The sequence below is a fragment of the Terrabacter sp. Root85 genome, assembly GCF_001429185.1.
Taxonomy (GTDB): Bacteria; Actinomycetota; Actinomycetes; order Actinomycetales; family Dermatophilaceae; genus Terrabacter.
On sequence record NZ_LMIW01000012.1, the window covers coordinates 104,043 to 121,455 of the forward strand.

A 17,413-nucleotide genomic window follows, 5' to 3' on the forward strand; every position below is an offset into this window, starting at 1 on the left:
CATGACCACGACATCCAACGTGCCGGCATACGGCCGCTTCGGGGGTTTCGGCGGACGCTACGTCCCCGAGGCGCTCATCCCCGCCCTCGAGCAGCTCGAGGAGGTCTGGCGCAAGGCCGTCGTCGACCCGGAGTTCGTCGGCGAGCTCGAGCGTCTCCAGCGCACCTACACGGGGCGGCCGAGCATCATCACCGAGGTGCCGCGTTTCGCCGAGCACTGCGGCGGCGCCCGCGTCATCCTCAAGCGCGAGGACCTCAACCACACCGGTTCGCACAAGATCAACAACGTCCTCGGCCAGGCCCTGCTGACCAAGCGCATGGGCAAGACGCGCGTCATCGCCGAGACCGGTGCGGGCCAGCACGGCGTCGCGACGGCCACGGCCGCTGCCCTGCTCGGTCTCGAGTGCGTCGTCTACATGGGCCGCAAGGACACCGAGCGCCAGGCGCTCAACGTCGCGCGGATGCGCCTGCTCGGCGCCGAGGTCGTCGCGGTCGACAACGGCAGCAAGACGCTCAAGGACGCCGTCAACGAGGCGTTCCGCGACTGGGTCGCCAACGTCGAGACCACGCACTACGTCCTCGGCACCGTCACCGGGCCGCACCCCTTCCCCGAGATGGTCCGCGACTTCCACCGCGTCATCGGTGTCGAGGCGCGCCAGCAGGTGCTCGACCTCGTCGGTCGGCTGCCCGACGCCGTCCTCGCCTGCGTCGGCGGCGGCTCCAACGCGATGGGGATCTTCCACCGCTTCATCGACGACCGCTCGGTCCGGCTCATCGGGTTCGAGGCGGGCGGCGAGGGCGTCGAGTCCGGCAAGCACGCGGCGCGCTTCTCGGCCGGCATCCCCGGCGTGCTCCACGGCGCCTTCACCTACGTCATGCAGGACGAGGACGGCCAGACCGTCGAGTCGCACAGCGTCTCGGCGGGTCTCGACTACCCCAGCGTCGGACCCGAGCACGCCCACCTGCTCGAGTCGGGGCGCGCGGAGTACCGCCCGATCAGCGACGTCGAGGCCATGGAGGCCTTCTCGCTGCTCTCGCGCACCGAGGGCATCCTGCCCGCCATCGAGAGCGCGCACGCGCTCGCCGGTGCGATGAAGGTCGGCCGCGAGCTCGGACCCGACGCCGTCCTGCTCGTCAACCTCTCGGGGCGCGGCGACAAGGACGTCCACACGGCGGCCGAGTGGTTCGGCCTCATCGGCGACGACGGCTCGCCGCGTCTGCCGGAGGACGACGGCGCCAAGGGCATGGGGGAGCAGCAGTGAGCGTCGCCACGATCATCGAGAAGTGCCGTGCCGACAACCGCGCGGCCCTCATCGGCTACCTCCCCGTCGGCTTCCCCTCGGTCGAGGGGTCGATCTCCGCCATGAAGGTCCTCGTCGAGTCCGGCGTCGACATCATCGAGATCGGGGTGCCCTACAGCGACCCGGTCATGGACGGGCCCGTCATCCAGGATGCCGCCGTGCGGGCCCTCGCGGCCGGCGTGCACCTGACCGACATCTTCACGGCGGCGCATGAGGTCTCGGCCGCCGGCGCGGGTGCGCTCGTCATGACGTACTGGAACCCCGTCCTGCGCTACGGCGTCGAGCGCTTCGCCGCCGACCTCGCCGCCGCCGGGGGAGCCGGGCTCATCACCCCTGACCTCATCCCCGACGAGGCCGGCGACTGGATCGCCGCTGCCGACGCCCACGACCTCGACAAGGTCTTCCTCGTGGCCCCGAGCTCGACCCCCGAGCGCCTCGAGGCCGTGACCTCCCAGTGCCGTGGCTTCGTCTACGCGACCGCAGTGATGGGCGTCACCGGTGCGCGCGCCAGCGTCGGCGAGGCCGCCGACGCCCTCGTCTCACGCACCCGCGAGCACACCGACCTGCCCGTCTGCGTCGGGCTCGGTGTCTCGACCGGCGACCAGGCGGCCCAGGTGGGCCGCTACGCCGACGGCGTCATCGTCGGCTCGGCGCTCGTGCGCTGCCTCACCGAGGCCGACTCCGACGAGCAGGGCCTCGAGGCGCTCGGCGCCCTCGCCCGCGAGCTCGCCGACGGCGTCCGCCGGGGCCGGTCATGAGCCTGCTCGCCGGGGTCCCGGCCGCGCTGGGCGCCGTCCTGCCCACCGACATCCCGTCGCCGAGCGTCGGGGTCTGGCACCTGGGCCCGCTGCCGATCCGCGGCTATGCCTTGTGCATCCTCGCGGGCATCGTCGTCGCCGTCTGGCTGACGCAGAAGCGGCTCGAGGCCCGTGGGCACCGCAAGGGCGTCGCCATCGACATCTCCGCCTGGGCGGTGCCGTTCGGCATCGTCGGCGGACGCATCTACCACCTCATCACGACGCCGCAGCCGTACTTCGGCGAGAACGGCCAGCCGTGGAAGGCGTTCGCCATCTACGAGGGCGGCCTCGGCATCTGGGGCGCCGTGGCGCTCGGCGCCGTCGGCGCGTGGATCGGCTGCCGCAAGAACGGCGTCGCCTTCCGCGACTTCGTCGACGCCGCCGCTCCCGGGCTCGCGATCGCCCAGGCCATGGGCCGCTTCGGCAACTGGTTCAACAACGAGATCTACGGCGCGCCGACCGACCTGCCGTGGCGGCTGCGCATCTACGAGTGGGACACCTCCCTCGGCCGGGCCGTCGTCGACGCTCAGGGCAACCCCGTCGTCAAGGGCTACTTCCACCCGACGTTCCTCTACGAGGCCCTCTGGTGCCTGCTGCTCGCGGCCTTCCTCATCTGGCTCGGCCGGCATCGCCGGCTCAAGGCGGGCCAGGTCTTCGCCGCCTACGTCATGGGCTACCCGATCGGCCGCATCGTCATCGAGAACATGCGCACCGACTCGGCCAACCTCATCCTCGGTCAGCGCGTCAACACGTGGGTCTCGATCCTCGTGTTCCTGCTCGGCGTCTACCTGTGGCGGCGCTTCGCCCGGATGGAGCAGCCCCCGGTCCCGGTGTCGCCGGACGACCCGACCCTTGAGGGGGCGGGGGACCACCCCGACGAGAAGGACGACGCGGCGGGTCGCGAGTCGGCGGAGGAGCCGACCGACGAGCCGGGCGCCGACGACCCCGAAGATCCTTCGGTGCAGACCGGCTCGGACCGGCCGAACGACACCGTGGGCAGCGACGCGAAGGTGGACCGTCCGGCGCAGTCCTGATGCGGTCTGCATCACGTCCCGACCGTGGCCGTGAGCACGGCGTCTCACGATTCGGAATCCGCCGTATCAACAGGTAGGACGAGCGGTCCCTCCGATATCGTCGTCAGCAACGCCTGTGGCCAGTGCCGTCCACATGCCCTCAGTCATGTCGCGTGGCCCCGTCGCGGTCGCCCGCCTGGGACCCAGCAGAAGGACGGTGAAGATGCCGCCGCACACCCGCACCCGTGCCCTCTTCAGTGCACACCCGGAGAACTCCGGTCTCTACCGACGCGAGTTCGAGCACGACGCCTGCGGTGTCGCCCTCATCGCGACGATGCGGGGGACGGCCGGTCACGACATCGTCGACCACGCCCTCACGGCACTGCGCAACCTCGACCACCGTGGTGCCACGGGCGCCGACCCGCTCGTCGGTGACGGCGCGGGCATCCTGACGCAGATCCCCGACGAGTTCTTCCGGGCGAACGTCCCCTTCACGCTCCCCAACAGCGGGGCGTATGCCGCCGGCATCGCCTTCCTGCCCCCCAACCCCATCGAGCGGGCCGCCGCCAAGGCCCGCATCGAGGAGATCGCGGTCGCCGAGAACCTCAAGGTGCTCGGCTGGCGCGAGGTCCCCGTCGAGGCCGACCTCGTCGGCACCGTCGCGCGCGACTGCATGCCGTTCTTCGAGCAGCTCTTCGTCAGCAGCTCGATCGGCCGCCAGGTGGCCCTCGGACTCGACCGCCTCGCGTTCTGCCTGCGCAAGCGCGCCGAGCACGAGGTCGACGTCTACTTCGCCTCGCTCAGCTCCCGCACCATCGTCTACAAGGGCATGCTGACGACCGGCCAGCTCGAGCCGTTCTTCCCCGACCTGTCGGACCCGCGTTTCGCGAGCGAGCTCGCCCTCGTGCACTCGCGTTTCTCGACCAACACGTTCCCGTCGTGGCCCCTCGCGCACCCGTACCGGTTCATCGCCCACAACGGCGAGATCAACACCGTCAAGGGCAACCGCAACTGGATGCACGCACGCGAGAGCCTGCTGACGTCCGACATCATCCCGGGCGACCTCGAGCGGATCTTCCCGGTCTGCACGCCGGAGGCGTCCGACTCGGCGAGCTTCGACGAGGTGCTCGAGCTGCTCCACCTCGGTGGCCGTTCGCTCCCGCACGCCGTGCTCATGATGATCCCCGAGGCGTGGGAGAACCACGCCACGATGGACCCCGCCCGCAAGGCCTTCTACGAGTTCCACTCGACCTTCATGGAGCCGTGGGACGGCCCGGCCAACGTCTGCTTCAGCGACGGCACGCTCGTCGGGGCGGTTCTCGACCGCAACGGCCTGCGTCCGGGCCGCTACACCGTCACCGACGACGGCCTCGTCGTCCTCGCGTCGGAGTCCGGGGTGCTCGAGCTCGACCCGCGGACCATCGTCCAGCGGGGCCGGCTGCAGCCCGGGAAGATGTTCCTCGTCGACACCGAGCACGGCCGCATCGTCAGCGACGAGGAGATCAAGAGCCAGCTCGCGGCCGCCAAGCCGTACGCCGAGTGGCTCCACGCCGGTCTCATCCGCCTCGAGGACCTTCCCGAGCGCGAGCACATCGTGCACACGGCCGCCTCGGTCGCCCGGCGCCAGCAGACCTTCGGCTACACCGCCGAGGAGCTGCGCATCCTGCTGACGCCGATGGCCCGGTCGGGTGGCGAGGCGCTCGGCTCGATGGGCACCGACACGCCCATCGCCGTCCTGTCGTCGCGGCCACGCCTGCTCTTCGACTACTTCACCCAGCTCTTCGCGCAGGTCACCAACCCCCCGCTCGACGCGATCCGCGAGGAGCTCGTCACCTCGCTCGGCACGTACATGGGCCCGGAGGGCAATGCGCTGTCGGCGTCCCCGAGCCACGCCCGGCAGCTCGTCCTCGACTTCCCCGTCATCGACAACGACGAGCTCGCCAAGATCGTGCACATCAACGCCGACGGCGACCTGCCCGGCTACGCCACGCACGTCGTCCGCGGCCTCTACGACGTCACCGGGGGAGCGGCCGCCATGCGCGACCGCCTCGAGGAGATCTTCGCCGAGGTCTCGCAGGCGATCCGCCGCGGAGCCCGCTTCGTCGTGCTCTCCGACCGCGACTCGGGCCGTGACCTCGCGCCCATCCCGTCGCTGCTGCTCACGGCTGCCGTCCACCACCACCTCATCCGCGAGAAGACCCGCACCCAGGTGGGTCTGCTCGTCGAGGCCGGCGACGTGCGCGAGGTCCACCACGTGGCCCTGCTCATCGGCTTCGGTGCCGCCGCCGTCAACCCCTACCTGGCCATGGAGACCGTCGAGGACCTCGTCCGGGCGGGCGAGATCGAGGGCGTCACGGCCGAGAAGGCCGTCGCCAACCTCATCAAGGCGCTCGGCAAGGGTGTCCTCAAGGTCATGTCCAAGATGGGCATCTCGACCGTCGCCTCCTACCGCGGCGCCCAGGTCTTCGAGGCCATCGGCCTGGCCCAGCCGCTCGTCGACCGCTACTTCACGGGCACCGTCAGCCAGCTCGGCGGCGTCGGCCTCGACGTCATCGCCCGCGAGGCGGCCGAGCGCCATGCCCGGGCCTACCCGCCGGACGGCGTCCACCAGCCGCACCGCACCCTCGAGGTGGGCGGCGAGTACCAGTGGCGCCGCGAGGGCGAGCCGCACCTCTTCGACCCCGAGACGGTCTTCCGCCTCCAGCACTCGACGCGCCAGCGCCGCTACGACATCTTCAAGCAGTACACGGGGCGCATCGACGACCAGACGTCCCGGCTCATGACGCTGCGCGGTCTCATGGGCTTCCGGCCGACCGGGGTCACGGGCCGGCTGCCCGTGCCGATCGAGGAGGTCGAACCGGTCAGCGAGATCGTCAGGCGCTTCAACACGGGGGCGATGAGCTACGGCTCGATCTCCAAGGAGGCGCACGAGACCCTCGCGATCGCGATGAACCACCTCGGCGGGCGCTCCAACACCGGCGAGGGCGGCGAGGACATCGACCGGCTGCTCGACCCCGAGCGCCGCTCGGCCGTCAAGCAGGTGGCGTCCGGACGCTTCGGCGTCACGAGCCTCTACCTCACCCACTCCGACGACATCCAGATCAAGATGGCGCAGGGCGCCAAGCCCGGCGAGGGCGGGCAGCTGCCCGGGCACAAGGTCTACCCGTGGGTGGCCAAGACGCGGCACTCGACGCCCGGCGTCGGGCTCATCTCGCCGCCCCCGCACCACGACATCTACTCGATCGAGGACCTGGCGCAGCTGATCCACGACCTCAAGAACGCCAACCCGGCGGCGCGCATCCACGTCAAGCTCGTCTCCGAGATCGGTGTCGGCACGGTCGCGGCGGGCGTGTCCAAGGCGCACGCCGACGTCGTGCTCATCTCCGGCCACGACGGCGGCACGGGCGCCTCGCCGCTCACCTCGCTCAAGCACGCGGGCGCGCCGTGGGAGCTCGGCCTCGCCGAGGCCCAGCAGACCCTCGTGCTCAACGGCCTGCGCGACCGCATCGTCGTCCAGGTCGACGGGCAGCTCAAGACCGGTCGCGACGTCGTCGTGGCTGCGCTGCTCGGTGCCGAGGAGTTCGGCTTCGCCACCGCTCCGCTCGTCGTCTCGGGCTGCATCATGATGCGCGTCTGCCACCTCGACACCTGTCCGGTCGGCATCGCGACCCAGAACCCCGAGCTGCGCTCGCGCTTCTCCGGCAAGCCGGAGTTCGTCGAGACCTTCTTCGAGTACATCGCGGAGGAGGTGCGTGAGCACCTGGCCTCGCTCGGCTTCCGCTCGATCGAGGAGGCCGTCGGCCAGGTCGGCAGCCTCGACCTCGACAAGGCCATCGCGCACTGGAAGGCGTCCGGCCTCGACCTCAGCCCCATCCTCGCCGTCGCCGACAACCCGACCGGTGGCACGCTCCACCAGTCGGCCACGCAGGACCACGGGCTCGACAAGGCGCTCGACAACGAGCTGCTGAGCCGCGCCCTGTCGGCCATCGAGTCCGGCGAGGCGGTGCGCACCGAGATCGCGGTGCGCAACGTCAACCGCACCGTCGGCACGATGCTCGGCCACCACGTGACCAAGGCGCACCCGCACGGTCTCGCCGACAACACGATCGAGCTGACGATGACCGGGTCCGGTGGGCAGTCCTTCGGCGCCTTCCTGCCGGCGGGCGTCACGATGCAGCTCTTCGGCGACGCCAACGACTACGTCGGCAAGGGACTGTCGGGCGGCCGCGTGGCCGTCCGGCCGCACCGCGAGGCCACCCTCGTTGCCGAGGAGAACGTCATCGGTGGCAACGTCATCGCCTACGGCGCGACGACCGGGCAGCTCTTCCTGCGCGGCATCGTCGGCGAGCGCTTCTGCGTGCGCAACTCCGGCGCCCATGCGGTCGTCGAGGGTGTCGGCGACCACGGCTGCGAGTACATGACCGGTGGCACGGCCGTCGTGCTCGGCCGGACCGGTCGCAACTTCGCGGCCGGCATGTCCGGTGGCCTCGCCTACGTCCTCGACCTCGACGCCGACCTCGTCAACCGCGAGATGGTCGACCTCATGCCACTGCGGCCCGACGACGAGGGGCCGCTCCGAGAGCTGCTCGAGGGCCACGTCAGGTGGACCGAGTCGCCGGTCGCGCGAGCGCTGCTCGACGACTGGGCGGCGGCGCGCGAGCGCTTCACGCTCGTGCTCCCGCGCGACTACCAGCGTGTCCTCGACGTCCGGACCGAGGCCGAGGCGCAGGGCCTCGACCTCGACGGACCCGAAGTGTGGAACCGGATCATGGAGGCTTCCCGTGGCTGACCCCCAAGGCTTTCTCACCACCCGCGAGCGCGAGCTCCCGGCCCGCCGTCCCGTCCCCGTGCGCATTCGGGACTGGAAGGAGGTCTACGAGGAGCAGGAGCTCGGCCAGCTCCAGCGCCAGGCCGGCCGCTGCATGGACTGCGGCATCCCGTTCTGCCACTCCGGCTGCCCCCTCGGCAACCTCATCCCCGAGTGGAACAACTTCGCCTGGCGCGGGGACTGGTCCGACGCCATCGAGCGGCTCCACGCGACGAACAACTTCCCGGAGTTCACCGGCCGTCTCTGCCCGGCGCCGTGCGAGACGGCGTGCGTGCTCGGCATCAACCAGCCGGCCGTGACGATCAAGCAGGTCGAGGTCACGACGATCGAGCGCGCCTTCGACGAGGGCCTCGTCAAGCCGCTCCCGCCCGAGCGCCTGTCCGGCAAGACGGTCGCCGTCGTCGGGTCGGGCCCGGCCGGTCTGGCGGCCGCCCAGCAGCTGACGCGCGCGGGCCACACCGTCGCCGTCTTCGAGCGCGCCGACAAGCCCGGCGGTCTGCTGCGCTACGGCATCCCCGAGTTCAAGATGGAGAAGTCGGTCCTCGACCGGCGTCTGGACCAGATGACGGCCGAGGGCACCCGCTTCCGCAACGGGATGGACGTCGGGGTCGACATCACGGGTCGCCAGCTGCGCGACCGATACGACGCCGTCGTGCTCGCGCTCGGGGCCACGGTCCCGCGCGACCTCGACGTCCCGGGTCGCCGGCTCGGCGGCATCCACCAGGCGATGGACTACCTCCCGCAAGGCAACCGGGCTGCGCTCGGCGAGCAGGTTGAGGGCCAGATCCTGGCCACCGACAAGCACGTCATCGTCATCGGCGGCGGTGACACCGGTGCCGACTGCATCGGCACCGCCCATCGACAGGGCGCGGCGTCCGTCACGAGCCTCGAGATCATGCCGCAGCCGGGGGAGGACCGCCCCGGCACCCAGCCGTGGCCGACCTACCCGATGCTCTACCGCGTCGCGAGCGCCCACGAGGAGGGCGGCGAGCGCCTCTACGCCGTAAGCACGACGGAGTTCGTCGGCGACGACGACGGCAACGTCGCGGCGCTGCGCCTGACCGAGGTCGAGTTCGTCGACGGCCGCCCGACGTCCAAGCCCGGCACCGAGCGCGAGATCCCGGCCCAGCTGGTCCTGTTCGCGATGGGCTTCCTGGGCCCGCAGGGTCCGGGCGTCGTCGAGCAGCTCGGTGTCGCGCTCGACGAGCGCAGCAACGTGCAGCGGGACAAGAACTTCATGAGCTCGGTCCCCGGCGTCTTCGTCGCCGGCGATGCCGGCCGCGGCCAGTCGCTCATCGTCTGGGCCATCGCCGAGGGGCGCGCCGCCGCCGCCGGCGTCGACGCGTGGCTCACCGGTTCGAGCTCGCTGCCGCGTCCGATCGGCCCGAGCGACCGCCCCGTCACGGTGTGACCGCGCCGGCCGACATCCGGCCACCCCGCCACACCCGGACGTATGCCGTGTCGCCACCTCGGCGACACGGCATACGCTCATGATCACCCTGAGCCACAACGGAGCCCGCGCCGACGACGCCGCGGGGCGTCCCACAGGACGAACCCACGTGGTGACCCACGTCACAGCACCCATAAGGTTGAAGCATGCGTCGCGCCAAGATCGTCTGCACGATCGGACCCAAGACCTCATCGCCCACCCAGCTCCGCGCCCTCGTCGACGCCGGCATGGACGTCGCCCGACTCAACCTCTCCCACGGTGACCACTCCGTGCACGAGCAGGTCTACCGCGACTGCCGCGCCGCGAGCGACGCGTCGGGACGTGCCGTCGGCATCCTCGTCGACCTCCAGGGCCCCAAGATCCGCACCGGGCGCTTCTCCGGCGGTCCGGTGACGCTGAGCCCCGGCCAGCGCTTCACCATCACCACCCGCGAGGTCGACGGCGACGACAGCATCGTCGGTACCACCTACGACGGCCTCCCCGGTGACGTGACTCCGGGTGACGTCCTGCTCATCGACGACGGCAAGGTCATGCTGCGCGCGATCGAGGTCACCGACACCGACGTGCTCACCGAGACCGTCATCGGCGGCCAGGTCAGCAACAACAAGGGCATCAACCTGCCCGGCGTGGCCGTCAGCGTCCCCGCCCTGTCCGACAAGGACCGCGAGGACCTCCGCTTCGCGATGCGTCTCGGCGTCGACATGATCGCGCTGTCGTTCGTGCGCTCGGCCGACGACATCGTCGACGTGCACGCGATCATGGACGAGTTCGGTGAGCGCATCCCGGTCATCGCCAAGATCGAGAAGCCGCAGGCCGTCGACAACCTCGAGGGCATCGTCGCGGCGTTCGACGGCATCATGGTCGCCCGCGGCGACCTCGGCGTCGAGATGCCCCTCGAGGACGTGCCGCTCGTGCAGAAGCGCGCCATCGAGCTGGCCCGTCGCGAGGCCAAGCCGGTCATCGTCGCCACGCAGGTCCTCGAGTCGATGATCGAGAACCCCCGCCCGACCCGCGCCGAGGCCTCCGACGCGGCCAACGCGGTGCTCGACGGCGCCGACGCGCTCATGCTCTCCGGCGAGACGTCCGTCGGCGCCTGGCCGATCGACTCGGTGCGCACCATGGCGCGCATCATCGAGTCCACCGAGGTCCACGGCTACGACAAGATCGCCCGGATGAAGACCAACCCCAAGACGGTCGGGGGTGCGGTCACCAAGGCGGCGGCCGAGATCGGCGAGGTCGTCGGGGCGAAGTTCCTCATCACCTTCACCGAGACCGGTGGCTCGGCGACGCGGATGGCCCGCATCCGACCGCGTCTGCCCATGCTGGCCTTCACCTCCGAGCCGCGCGTCCGCTCGCGCCTCGCGCTCGTCTGGGGCATCGAGACCTACCTCGTGCCGCGCATGCACCACACCGACCAGTTCGCCATGCAGGTCGACCTCAAGCTCATCCCCGAGGGCCGCATCGCCGAGGGTGACCGCGTCGTCATCGTCGCCGGCTCGCCCCCCGGCATCCCCGGCTCGACGAACGCGCTGCGCGTCCACCGCGTCGGCGACGCCGTCAACCGGGCGGCCCCGGCCTACCGGCCGGAGGAGGTCACGAGCTGAGCTCGTCCGACCCGCACGACAGCAAGACCACGGATGCCGCCGGGCCGGCCCGGCGGCATCCGTGCGTCCCGGGGAGGGCCGGGCGGCCACCGGCCGCGGCTCCCGCGTCGTCACGGGTATGCTGGCGCGGCACTCCGGCCGGGGTGGTGGAATGGCAGACACGGGGCACTCAAAATGCTCTGGCCGCAAGGCCGTGCGGGTTCGAGTCCCGCCCTCGGCACCGTTGGTCGCCCGTGGCCCCACGTCCGGCCCCACGTCCGGCCCCCACGTCCGGCCCCCACGTCCGGCCCCGGGCCTGACCGCGACGCGTGGTTGACGGTCCCGAAACGCGCCGGAAACGTGGCCCCGGCTACGCTTTGCCCGTGAGCACCGACGAGAGCACGACCCCCAGGCCGACCCCCGCCACCGCCGCCGAAGCCTCCGCGGCTCCGGCCGCCCCCGAGGCGACGCCGGCACCCGAGGACGGCGGCAGCGCCACGCCGGTCAGCGGCGCCACCCGCATCCTCGTCGCCGAGGACGAGGCGCTCATCCGTCTCGACCTCGTCGAGATGCTGGGGGAGCAGGGCTACGACGTCGTCGGCCAGGCAAGCAACGGCGAGCAGGCCGTCGAGCTCGCCAAGGAGGTCAGGCCCGACCTCGTCATCATGGACGTCAAGATGCCCGTCCTCGACGGGCTCTCGGCCGCCGAGCAGCTGCACGAGGCCAAGCTGTGCCCCGTCATCATGCTCACCGCGTTCTCGCAGACCGAGCTCGTCGAGCGGGCCCGCGACGCCGGGGTCATGGCCTACATCGTCAAGCCGTTCACCGCCGACGACCTGCGGCCCGCCATCGACATCGCGACGTCGCGCTGGCAGGAGCTCAAGGCCCTCGAGGCCGAGATCGCCGACCTCGGCGAGCGGCTCGAGACGCGCAAGCTCGTCGACCGCGCCAAGGGCGTGCTGATGAGCCAGCTCAAGCTGAGCGAGTCCGACGCGTTCCGCTGGATCCAGAAGACCGCGATGGACCGCCGACTCGGGATGAAGGAGGTCGCCGAGGCCGTCATCAACGGCTTTCCGGCGTCCTGACGCACGCTCGACCGCACATCGTCCGGCGTCCCGGTCCGCACAGGTCACGACACGGTCACTCATCGCGAGTTTCCCGTGACCCCGGCGCAGGGTGGGGCTTAGTCTCCAGACAGCCCTCGACCGAGGGATGTGTGACATCAGGAGGACACCCGTGCGTTCTACCCTCAAGTTCGCTGTGCCGCTCGCGGTCGCAGCGCTTGCCCTCGGCGCCTGTGGCACCAAGGGTGGCGACACTGCTACACCTGCCGCCAGCGGTGGTGCTGCAGCCTGCGGCAACTACAAGATCGGCATGTTCGGTGCTCTCACCGGCCCGAACGCCAACCTGGGCATCTACATCCAGAACGGCGTGAACCTCGCCCTCGACGACTACAACAAGAAGCACGGCGACTGCAAGGTCACGCTCGAGAACTACGACTCGCAGGGTGACCCGACGCAGGCTCCCGCTCTGGCCAAGAAGGCCATCGACGACAAGAAGGTCGTCGGCATCGTCGGCCCCGCCTTCTCCGGTGAGTCCAAGGCCGCCGACCCGGCGTTCAACGAGGCAGGCCTCGTGACGATCACGCCGTCCGCGACCAACCCGAAGCTCGCCGAGAACGGCTGGAAGACCTTCTTCCGCGCCCTCGGCAACGACGCGACCCAGGGCCCCGCGGCCGCCAAGTACATCAAGGACACCGTCAAGTCGACGAAGACCTTCGTCATCGACGACGCGTCCGAGTACGGCAAGGGCCTGGCCGACATCGTCCGCCAGGACCTCGGCTCGCAGGTCGTCGGCAACGACACCATCCAGCAGAAGCAGACCGACTTCAGCGCCTCCGTCACGAAGGTGACGAGCTCGGGCGCCGACGCGCTCTTCTTCGGTGGCTACTCGCCCGAGGCCGCGCCGCTCATCAAGCAGCTGCGCGACGCCGGCTGGAAGGGCACGTTCGTCGTGGCCGACGGTGTCAAGGACCAGTCCTTCATCGACAACGCCAAGGACGCAGCCGAGGGCACCGTCATCACCTGCCCCTGCGTCCCTGCCGACGTGGCGCCGGAGTTCCAGGCCGCCTACAAGGCGAAGTACAACGAGGACCCCAACACCTACTCCGGTGAGGGCTACGACTCCGCCACGATCCTGCTCGACGGCATCGCCGCCGGCAAGGACCGCGCGAGCATGGTCGACTTCGTGAAGGCCTACGACAAGAAGGGCGTCACGAAGCAGCTGAAGTTCGACGCCAAGGGCGAGTCGGCCGACATCAAGGTCTTCGCCTACAAGGTCGAGGGCGGCAAGATCGTCTCCGTCGGCGAGATCAAGTAACGCGTTCGTCAACGAAGGGGGGCGGTCGGAGCAGTACGCTCCGACCGCCCCTCGTTCGGTTGGCGCTCGAGCCCTGATCCCGCCCACCGCACCCGGCCCAGGAGGTCTTGGATGCAGAACCTCATCGACAACTTCTTCGCCTACACCATCACGGGCCTGACGATCGGCGCGGTCTACGCCCTCGTCGCGCTCGGCTACACGCTCGTCTACGGCGTCCTTCGCCTCATCAACTTCGCCCACTCCGAGGTGTTCATGTACGGCACCTTCGCGGCGCTGTGGGTGGTCATGCTCCTCGGTGGTCGGCCCGGCGCCGGCGTCGGGCAGGTCATCTTCTGGGTCGCGATGATGTTCGTCGCGGCCATGGCGATGTCAGGGTTCATCGCCGTGCTGCTCGAACGGGTGGCCTACCGGCCGCTCCGCAAACGCAACGCGCCACCCCTCATCGCGCTCATCTCGGCGATCGGCGCCTCGTTCGTCCTGGCCGAGATCATGGGCCTGCGCAGCCGCATCACCGGCTGGGTCGGCCTCGACGACAACCTGCGTGACTACGTCCGCAACTCGCGCAACAACGCGGGCATGCCGACGATCATCGCGCCGCAGCCGATCTTCACGGTCGGTGGCTACCACGTCACGAACGTCGACGTCTTCGTCATCGTCGGAGCGATCGCCATCATGGTCGTCCTCGACCAGTTCGTGAAGCGCTCGCGCCTCGGCCGCGGCATCCGTGCCGTCGCGATGGACCCCGAGTCGGCCGCCCTCATGGGTGTCAACCGCGACCGCGTCATCCAGGTGACGTTCCTCGTCGGTGGCGTCATGGCCGGAGCGGCTGCCGTCTTCTACATGCTGAAGATCGGCATCACCCGGTACGACGCCGGCTTCATCCTCGGCGTCAAGGCGTTCACCGCGGCCGTCCTCGGCGGCATCGGCAACCTGCGCGGTGCCCTGCTCGGCGGGTTCATCCTCGGACTGGCCGAGAACTACGGCTCCGCCGTCGTCGGCTCGCAGTGGAAGGACGTGGTGGCCTTCGTGCTCCTCATCCTCATCCTGCTCTTCCGACCCACCGGCCTGCTCGGTGAGTCCCTCGGAAAGGCGCGCGCATGAGCACCACGACGTCGACCCCCGCGGCACGCAAGCCGACCTCACCGGGCTTCCGGGAGCGGGTCACCAACCTGCCGAAGGCCGTCAAGATCCTCCTCTGGGTGCTCTTCGCGATCTTCCTGTTCCTCCTCCCGCTGCTCAACATCCCGTTCATCACGACGGAGGGCTCCGACTTCGGTGGTGTGCTCTTCACCGTCGCGACGTACGTCCTCGTCGCCCTCGGCCTCAACATCGTCGTCGGCTACGCCGGACTCCTCGACCTCGGCTACGTCGGCTTCTATGCGATCGGCGCCTACACGATCGGCGTCCTGACCTCGGAGCACGCCCACATGTCGTGGGTCGTCGTCGTGCCCATCGCGATCGTCATCGCCATGATCTCGGGCATCATCCTCGGTGCCCCGACCCTGCGCGTGCGTGGCGACTACCTCGCCATCGTGACGCTCGGCTTCGGTGAGATCGTCCGCCTCACCCTGGTCAACTCCCAGTGGCTCGGCGGGGCACAGGGCATCTCCGACATCCCCAAGCCGCCCGGCTTCGAGCTGTTCGAGGTCCCGAGCATCGACTGGAGCAGCGGAGCCCCGGTCGTCGACCTCGACACGACCTCGACCTTCCTCAAGTTCGGGATCAACGACTTCGTGCCCTACTACTGGCTCGCCCTCGGTGTCATCTCGCTCGTCCTGCTCTTCGACATCCTCGTCAAGAGCAGCCGGGTGGGTCGAGCCTGGGAGGCCACGCGTGAGGACGAGGACGCCGCCGAGCTGATGGGCGTGCCGACCTTCCGGTTCAAGCTGCTCGCCTTCGCGCTCGGCGCCGCCATCGGTGGCCTCTCGGGTGCGCTCTTCGCGACCAAGGCGGGCTTCATCTCGCCCGACAGCTTCCAGCTGTTGCTCTCGATCCTGTTCCTGGCGGCGGTCGTCGTCGGTGGCGCCGGCAACCGCTGGGGTGTCATCGTCGGTGCGATCGTGGTGAGCTACTTCCCGGAGCGCTTCCGTGAGTTCGCGGACTTCCGCGTGCTCGTCTTCGGTCTCGCGCTCATGCTGCTCGCGATCTTCCGCCCGCAGGGTCTGCTGCCCCCGCGGCGCACGGTCCGTGCCAAGCGGGCGGACGACAGACAGGCCGTCCTCGAGGAAGGAGAAGCCAGTGTCTGATCCCACTCAGCCCACCACAGGCGACGACCCGACCGCACCCGCGGGCACCCCCGGCCCCGCCGGCCCGGCCGGCCCCGCCGGCACGAGTGCCGGCACGAGCTCTGGTCGAGCCGAACCGACGGGCGGGCGCACGCTCGCCGACCCGGCCGACGAGGTCACGGAGATCAACCCCGACGTCGACATCGCCCCCGAGGACATCGGCGTCCCCGTCGTGTCCGAGGGTGAGCGACTGCTCGAGGTCGACGAGGTCACCCTCCGCTTCGGCGGCGTCGTGGCCCTCAACGAGGTGAGCTTCCACATCAACAAGGGCGAGATCCTCGGTCTCATCGGTCCCAACGGTGCCGGCAAGACGACGTGCTTCAACGTCATGACCGGCGTCTACCAGCCCACCTCGGGTGGGGTCCGCTACCTCGGCAAGCCGCTGGGCAAGCGCAAGAAGTACCAGATCACCAAGCTGGGCATCGCGCGCACGTTCCAGAACATCCGTCTCTTCGCCAACATGACGGCGCTCGAGAACGTCCTCGTCGGGGTCGACGCGCACCACTCGACCGGTGTCGTCTCGGCGATGTTCCGGCTGCCGAAGCACCGCAGGGAGGAGGGGCAGGGCTACGCCCGCGCCCTCGAGCTGCTGACGTTCATGGGGCTCGACGGCAAGGCCGACGAGCTGGCCCGCAACCTCCCGTACGGCGACCAGCGTCGCCTCGAGATCGCGCGTGCCCTGGCCACGAGCCCGCAGCTGCTGTGCCTCGACGAGCCGGCGGCCGGCTTCAACCCGGCCGAGAAGGCCAAGCTCATGGAGCTGATCCGCACGATCCGCGACCAGGGCTACACGGTCCTGCTCATCGAGCACGACATGAAGCTCGTCATGGGCGTGACCGACCGGATCGTCGTGCTCGAGTTCGGCCGCAAGATCGCCGAGGGCTCGCCCGCGGAGATCCGCGACAACCCGGCGGTCATCGCCGCCTACCTGGGAGTTGATGAGGAAGATGCTTCTTGAGGTCAACGGCCTGTGCGTCAACTACGGACGCATCGAGGCCATCCGCGACATCAGCTTCACGGTCGAGGAGGGTGAGATCGTCACCCTCATCGGGGCCAACGGCGCCGGCAAGACGACGACGATGAAGACGGTCTCCGGGCTGCGCCCGGTGCGCGCCGGCTCGGTCGTCTTCGACGGCAAGGACATCACGCACATGCCGTCGCACGAGCGGCCGGTCCTCGGCATCTCGCAGTCGCCCGAGGGCCGTGGGTGCTTCGTCGGCATGACCGTCATGGAGAACCTCGAGATGGGCACCTACGCCCGTCCGGACCGCAAGAGCAAGGCCGTCAAGGACGACCTCGAGCGCGTCTTCGAGCTCTTCCCGCGTCTCAAGGAGCGCAGCAACCAGGCTGCCGGCTCGATGTCGGGCGGCGAGCAGCAGATGCTGGCCATGGGCCGGGCGCTCATGGCCAAGCCGAAGCTGCTGCTCCTCGACGAGCCGTCGATGGGGCTCGCGCCGAAGCTGATCAAGCAGATCTTTGACATCGTGACGGAGATCAACAGCCAGGGCACCACGGTGCTGCTCGTCGAGCAGAACGCCGCGCAGGCGCTCAAGCGGTCGCACCGCGCCTACATCCTCGAGACGGGCGAGATCGTCCGTGAGGGTACGGGCAAGGACCTCGCGGACGACCCGGCCGTCAAGGCTGCCTACCTCGGCGGCGACGTCTAGGGGAGCCTCCCGGCGACGGTCGGCACGGCGTTCCGCGGAGGGAGCGCCGGCCACGGAATCCGAAGGCGGGGCGTCACGACCACGGTCGTGGCGCCCCGTCCGCTTGCTGTG

12 protein-coding genes and 1 tRNA gene are annotated in these 17,413 nt (G+C 70.0%); all 13 read left to right on the forward strand.

Annotation, left to right across the window (positions count from 1 at the left end; translation table 11 throughout):
- Window position 1: 1 nt before the first annotated feature.
- Window positions 2–1,261 carry a tryptophan synthase subunit beta gene (gene trpB, locus ASE25_RS18355; protein ID WP_056776578.1) on the forward strand — a complete coding sequence of 420 codons (1,260 nt, stop codon included), beginning with the start codon at window positions 2–4 and terminating at the stop codon, window positions 1,259–1,261.
- Complete coding sequence (gene trpA, locus ASE25_RS18360; RefSeq protein WP_056776581.1) at window positions 1,258–2,058, forward strand: tryptophan synthase subunit alpha; 801 nt, start codon at window positions 1,258–1,260, stop codon at window positions 2,056–2,058. The genes trpB and trpA overlap by 4 nt, the downstream gene beginning before the upstream one ends.
- Entirely contained in the window at window positions 2,055–3,131 is a 1,077-nt protein-coding gene (gene lgt, locus ASE25_RS18365; RefSeq protein WP_056776584.1) for a prolipoprotein diacylglyceryl transferase, read from the forward strand. Before trpA ends, lgt begins: the two co-directional genes overlap by 4 nt.
- A gap of 202 nt (window positions 3,132–3,333) precedes the next feature.
- Window positions 3,334–7,899, forward strand: a complete 4,566-nt coding sequence (gene gltB, locus ASE25_RS18370; RefSeq protein WP_056777720.1) for a glutamate synthase large subunit — start codon at window positions 3,334–3,336, stop codon at window positions 7,897–7,899.
- On the forward strand, window positions 7,892–9,349 hold the full coding sequence (locus tag ASE25_RS18375; RefSeq protein ID WP_056826952.1) for a glutamate synthase subunit beta: 1,458 nt from the start codon (window positions 7,892–7,894) through the stop codon (window positions 9,347–9,349). The genes gltB and ASE25_RS18375 overlap by 8 nt, the downstream gene beginning before the upstream one ends.
- Window positions 9,350–9,534: 185 nt before the next feature.
- Complete coding sequence (pyk, locus tag ASE25_RS18380) at window positions 9,535–10,992, forward strand: pyruvate kinase (RefSeq protein WP_056776589.1); 1,458 nt, start codon at window positions 9,535–9,537, stop codon at window positions 10,990–10,992.
- Window positions 10,993–11,129: 137 nt separating this feature from the next.
- Window positions 11,130–11,212, forward strand: a tRNA-Leu gene (locus ASE25_RS18385).
- Between the two features lie 142 nt (window positions 11,213–11,354).
- The gene (locus ASE25_RS18390) at window positions 11,355–12,056 is read left to right on the forward strand and encodes a response regulator (protein ID WP_082619827.1); all 702 of its coding nucleotides are present in this window, start codon (window positions 11,355–11,357) and stop codon (window positions 12,054–12,056) included.
- A gap of 151 nt (window positions 12,057–12,207) precedes the next feature.
- Window positions 12,208–13,350: a branched-chain amino acid ABC transporter substrate-binding protein gene (locus ASE25_RS18395; protein ID WP_235508749.1), complete on the forward strand. Its 1,143-nt coding sequence runs from the start codon at window positions 12,208–12,210 to the stop codon at window positions 13,348–13,350.
- 111 nt (window positions 13,351–13,461) lie between these two features.
- Window positions 13,462–14,451, forward strand: a complete 990-nt coding sequence (locus ASE25_RS18400) for a branched-chain amino acid ABC transporter permease (protein ID WP_056776594.1) — start codon at window positions 13,462–13,464, stop codon at window positions 14,449–14,451.
- Window positions 14,448–15,596, forward strand: coding sequence for a branched-chain amino acid ABC transporter permease (locus tag ASE25_RS18405; protein ID WP_056776597.1), 1,149 nt, complete (start codon window positions 14,448–14,450; stop codon window positions 15,594–15,596). Before ASE25_RS18400 ends, ASE25_RS18405 begins: the two co-directional genes overlap by 4 nt.
- Before the next feature lie 181 nt (window positions 15,597–15,777).
- Window positions 15,778–16,593: an ABC transporter ATP-binding protein gene (locus tag ASE25_RS18410; RefSeq protein ID WP_235508753.1), complete on the forward strand. Its 816-nt coding sequence runs from the start codon at window positions 15,778–15,780 to the stop codon at window positions 16,591–16,593.
- Window positions 16,583–17,302: an ABC transporter ATP-binding protein gene (locus ASE25_RS18415; protein WP_056757316.1), complete on the forward strand. Its 720-nt coding sequence runs from the start codon at window positions 16,583–16,585 to the stop codon at window positions 17,300–17,302. The genes ASE25_RS18410 and ASE25_RS18415 overlap by 11 nt, the downstream gene beginning before the upstream one ends.
- Window positions 17,303–17,413 lie beyond the last annotated feature (111 nt).

Coding starts and splice junctions, on each gene's coding strand:
- gltB (WP_056777720.1), top strand. CDS start 3,334: ATGCCGCCGCACACCCGCACCCGTGCCCTCTTCAGTGCACACCCGGAG.
- pyk (WP_056776589.1), top strand. CDS start 9,535: ATGCGTCGCGCCAAGATCGTCTGCACGATCGGACCCAAGACCTCATCG.
- trpB (WP_056776578.1), top strand. CDS start 2: ATGACCACGACATCCAACGTGCCGGCATACGGCCGCTTCGGGGGTTTC.
- lgt (WP_056776584.1), top strand. CDS start 2,055: ATGAGCCTGCTCGCCGGGGTCCCGGCCGCGCTGGGCGCCGTCCTGCCC.
- ASE25_RS18405 (WP_056776597.1), top strand. CDS start 14,448: ATGAGCACCACGACGTCGACCCCCGCGGCACGCAAGCCGACCTCACCG.
- ASE25_RS18415 (WP_056757316.1), top strand. CDS start 16,583: ATGCTTCTTGAGGTCAACGGCCTGTGCGTCAACTACGGACGCATCGAG.
- ASE25_RS18400 (WP_056776594.1), top strand. CDS start 13,462: ATGCAGAACCTCATCGACAACTTCTTCGCCTACACCATCACGGGCCTG.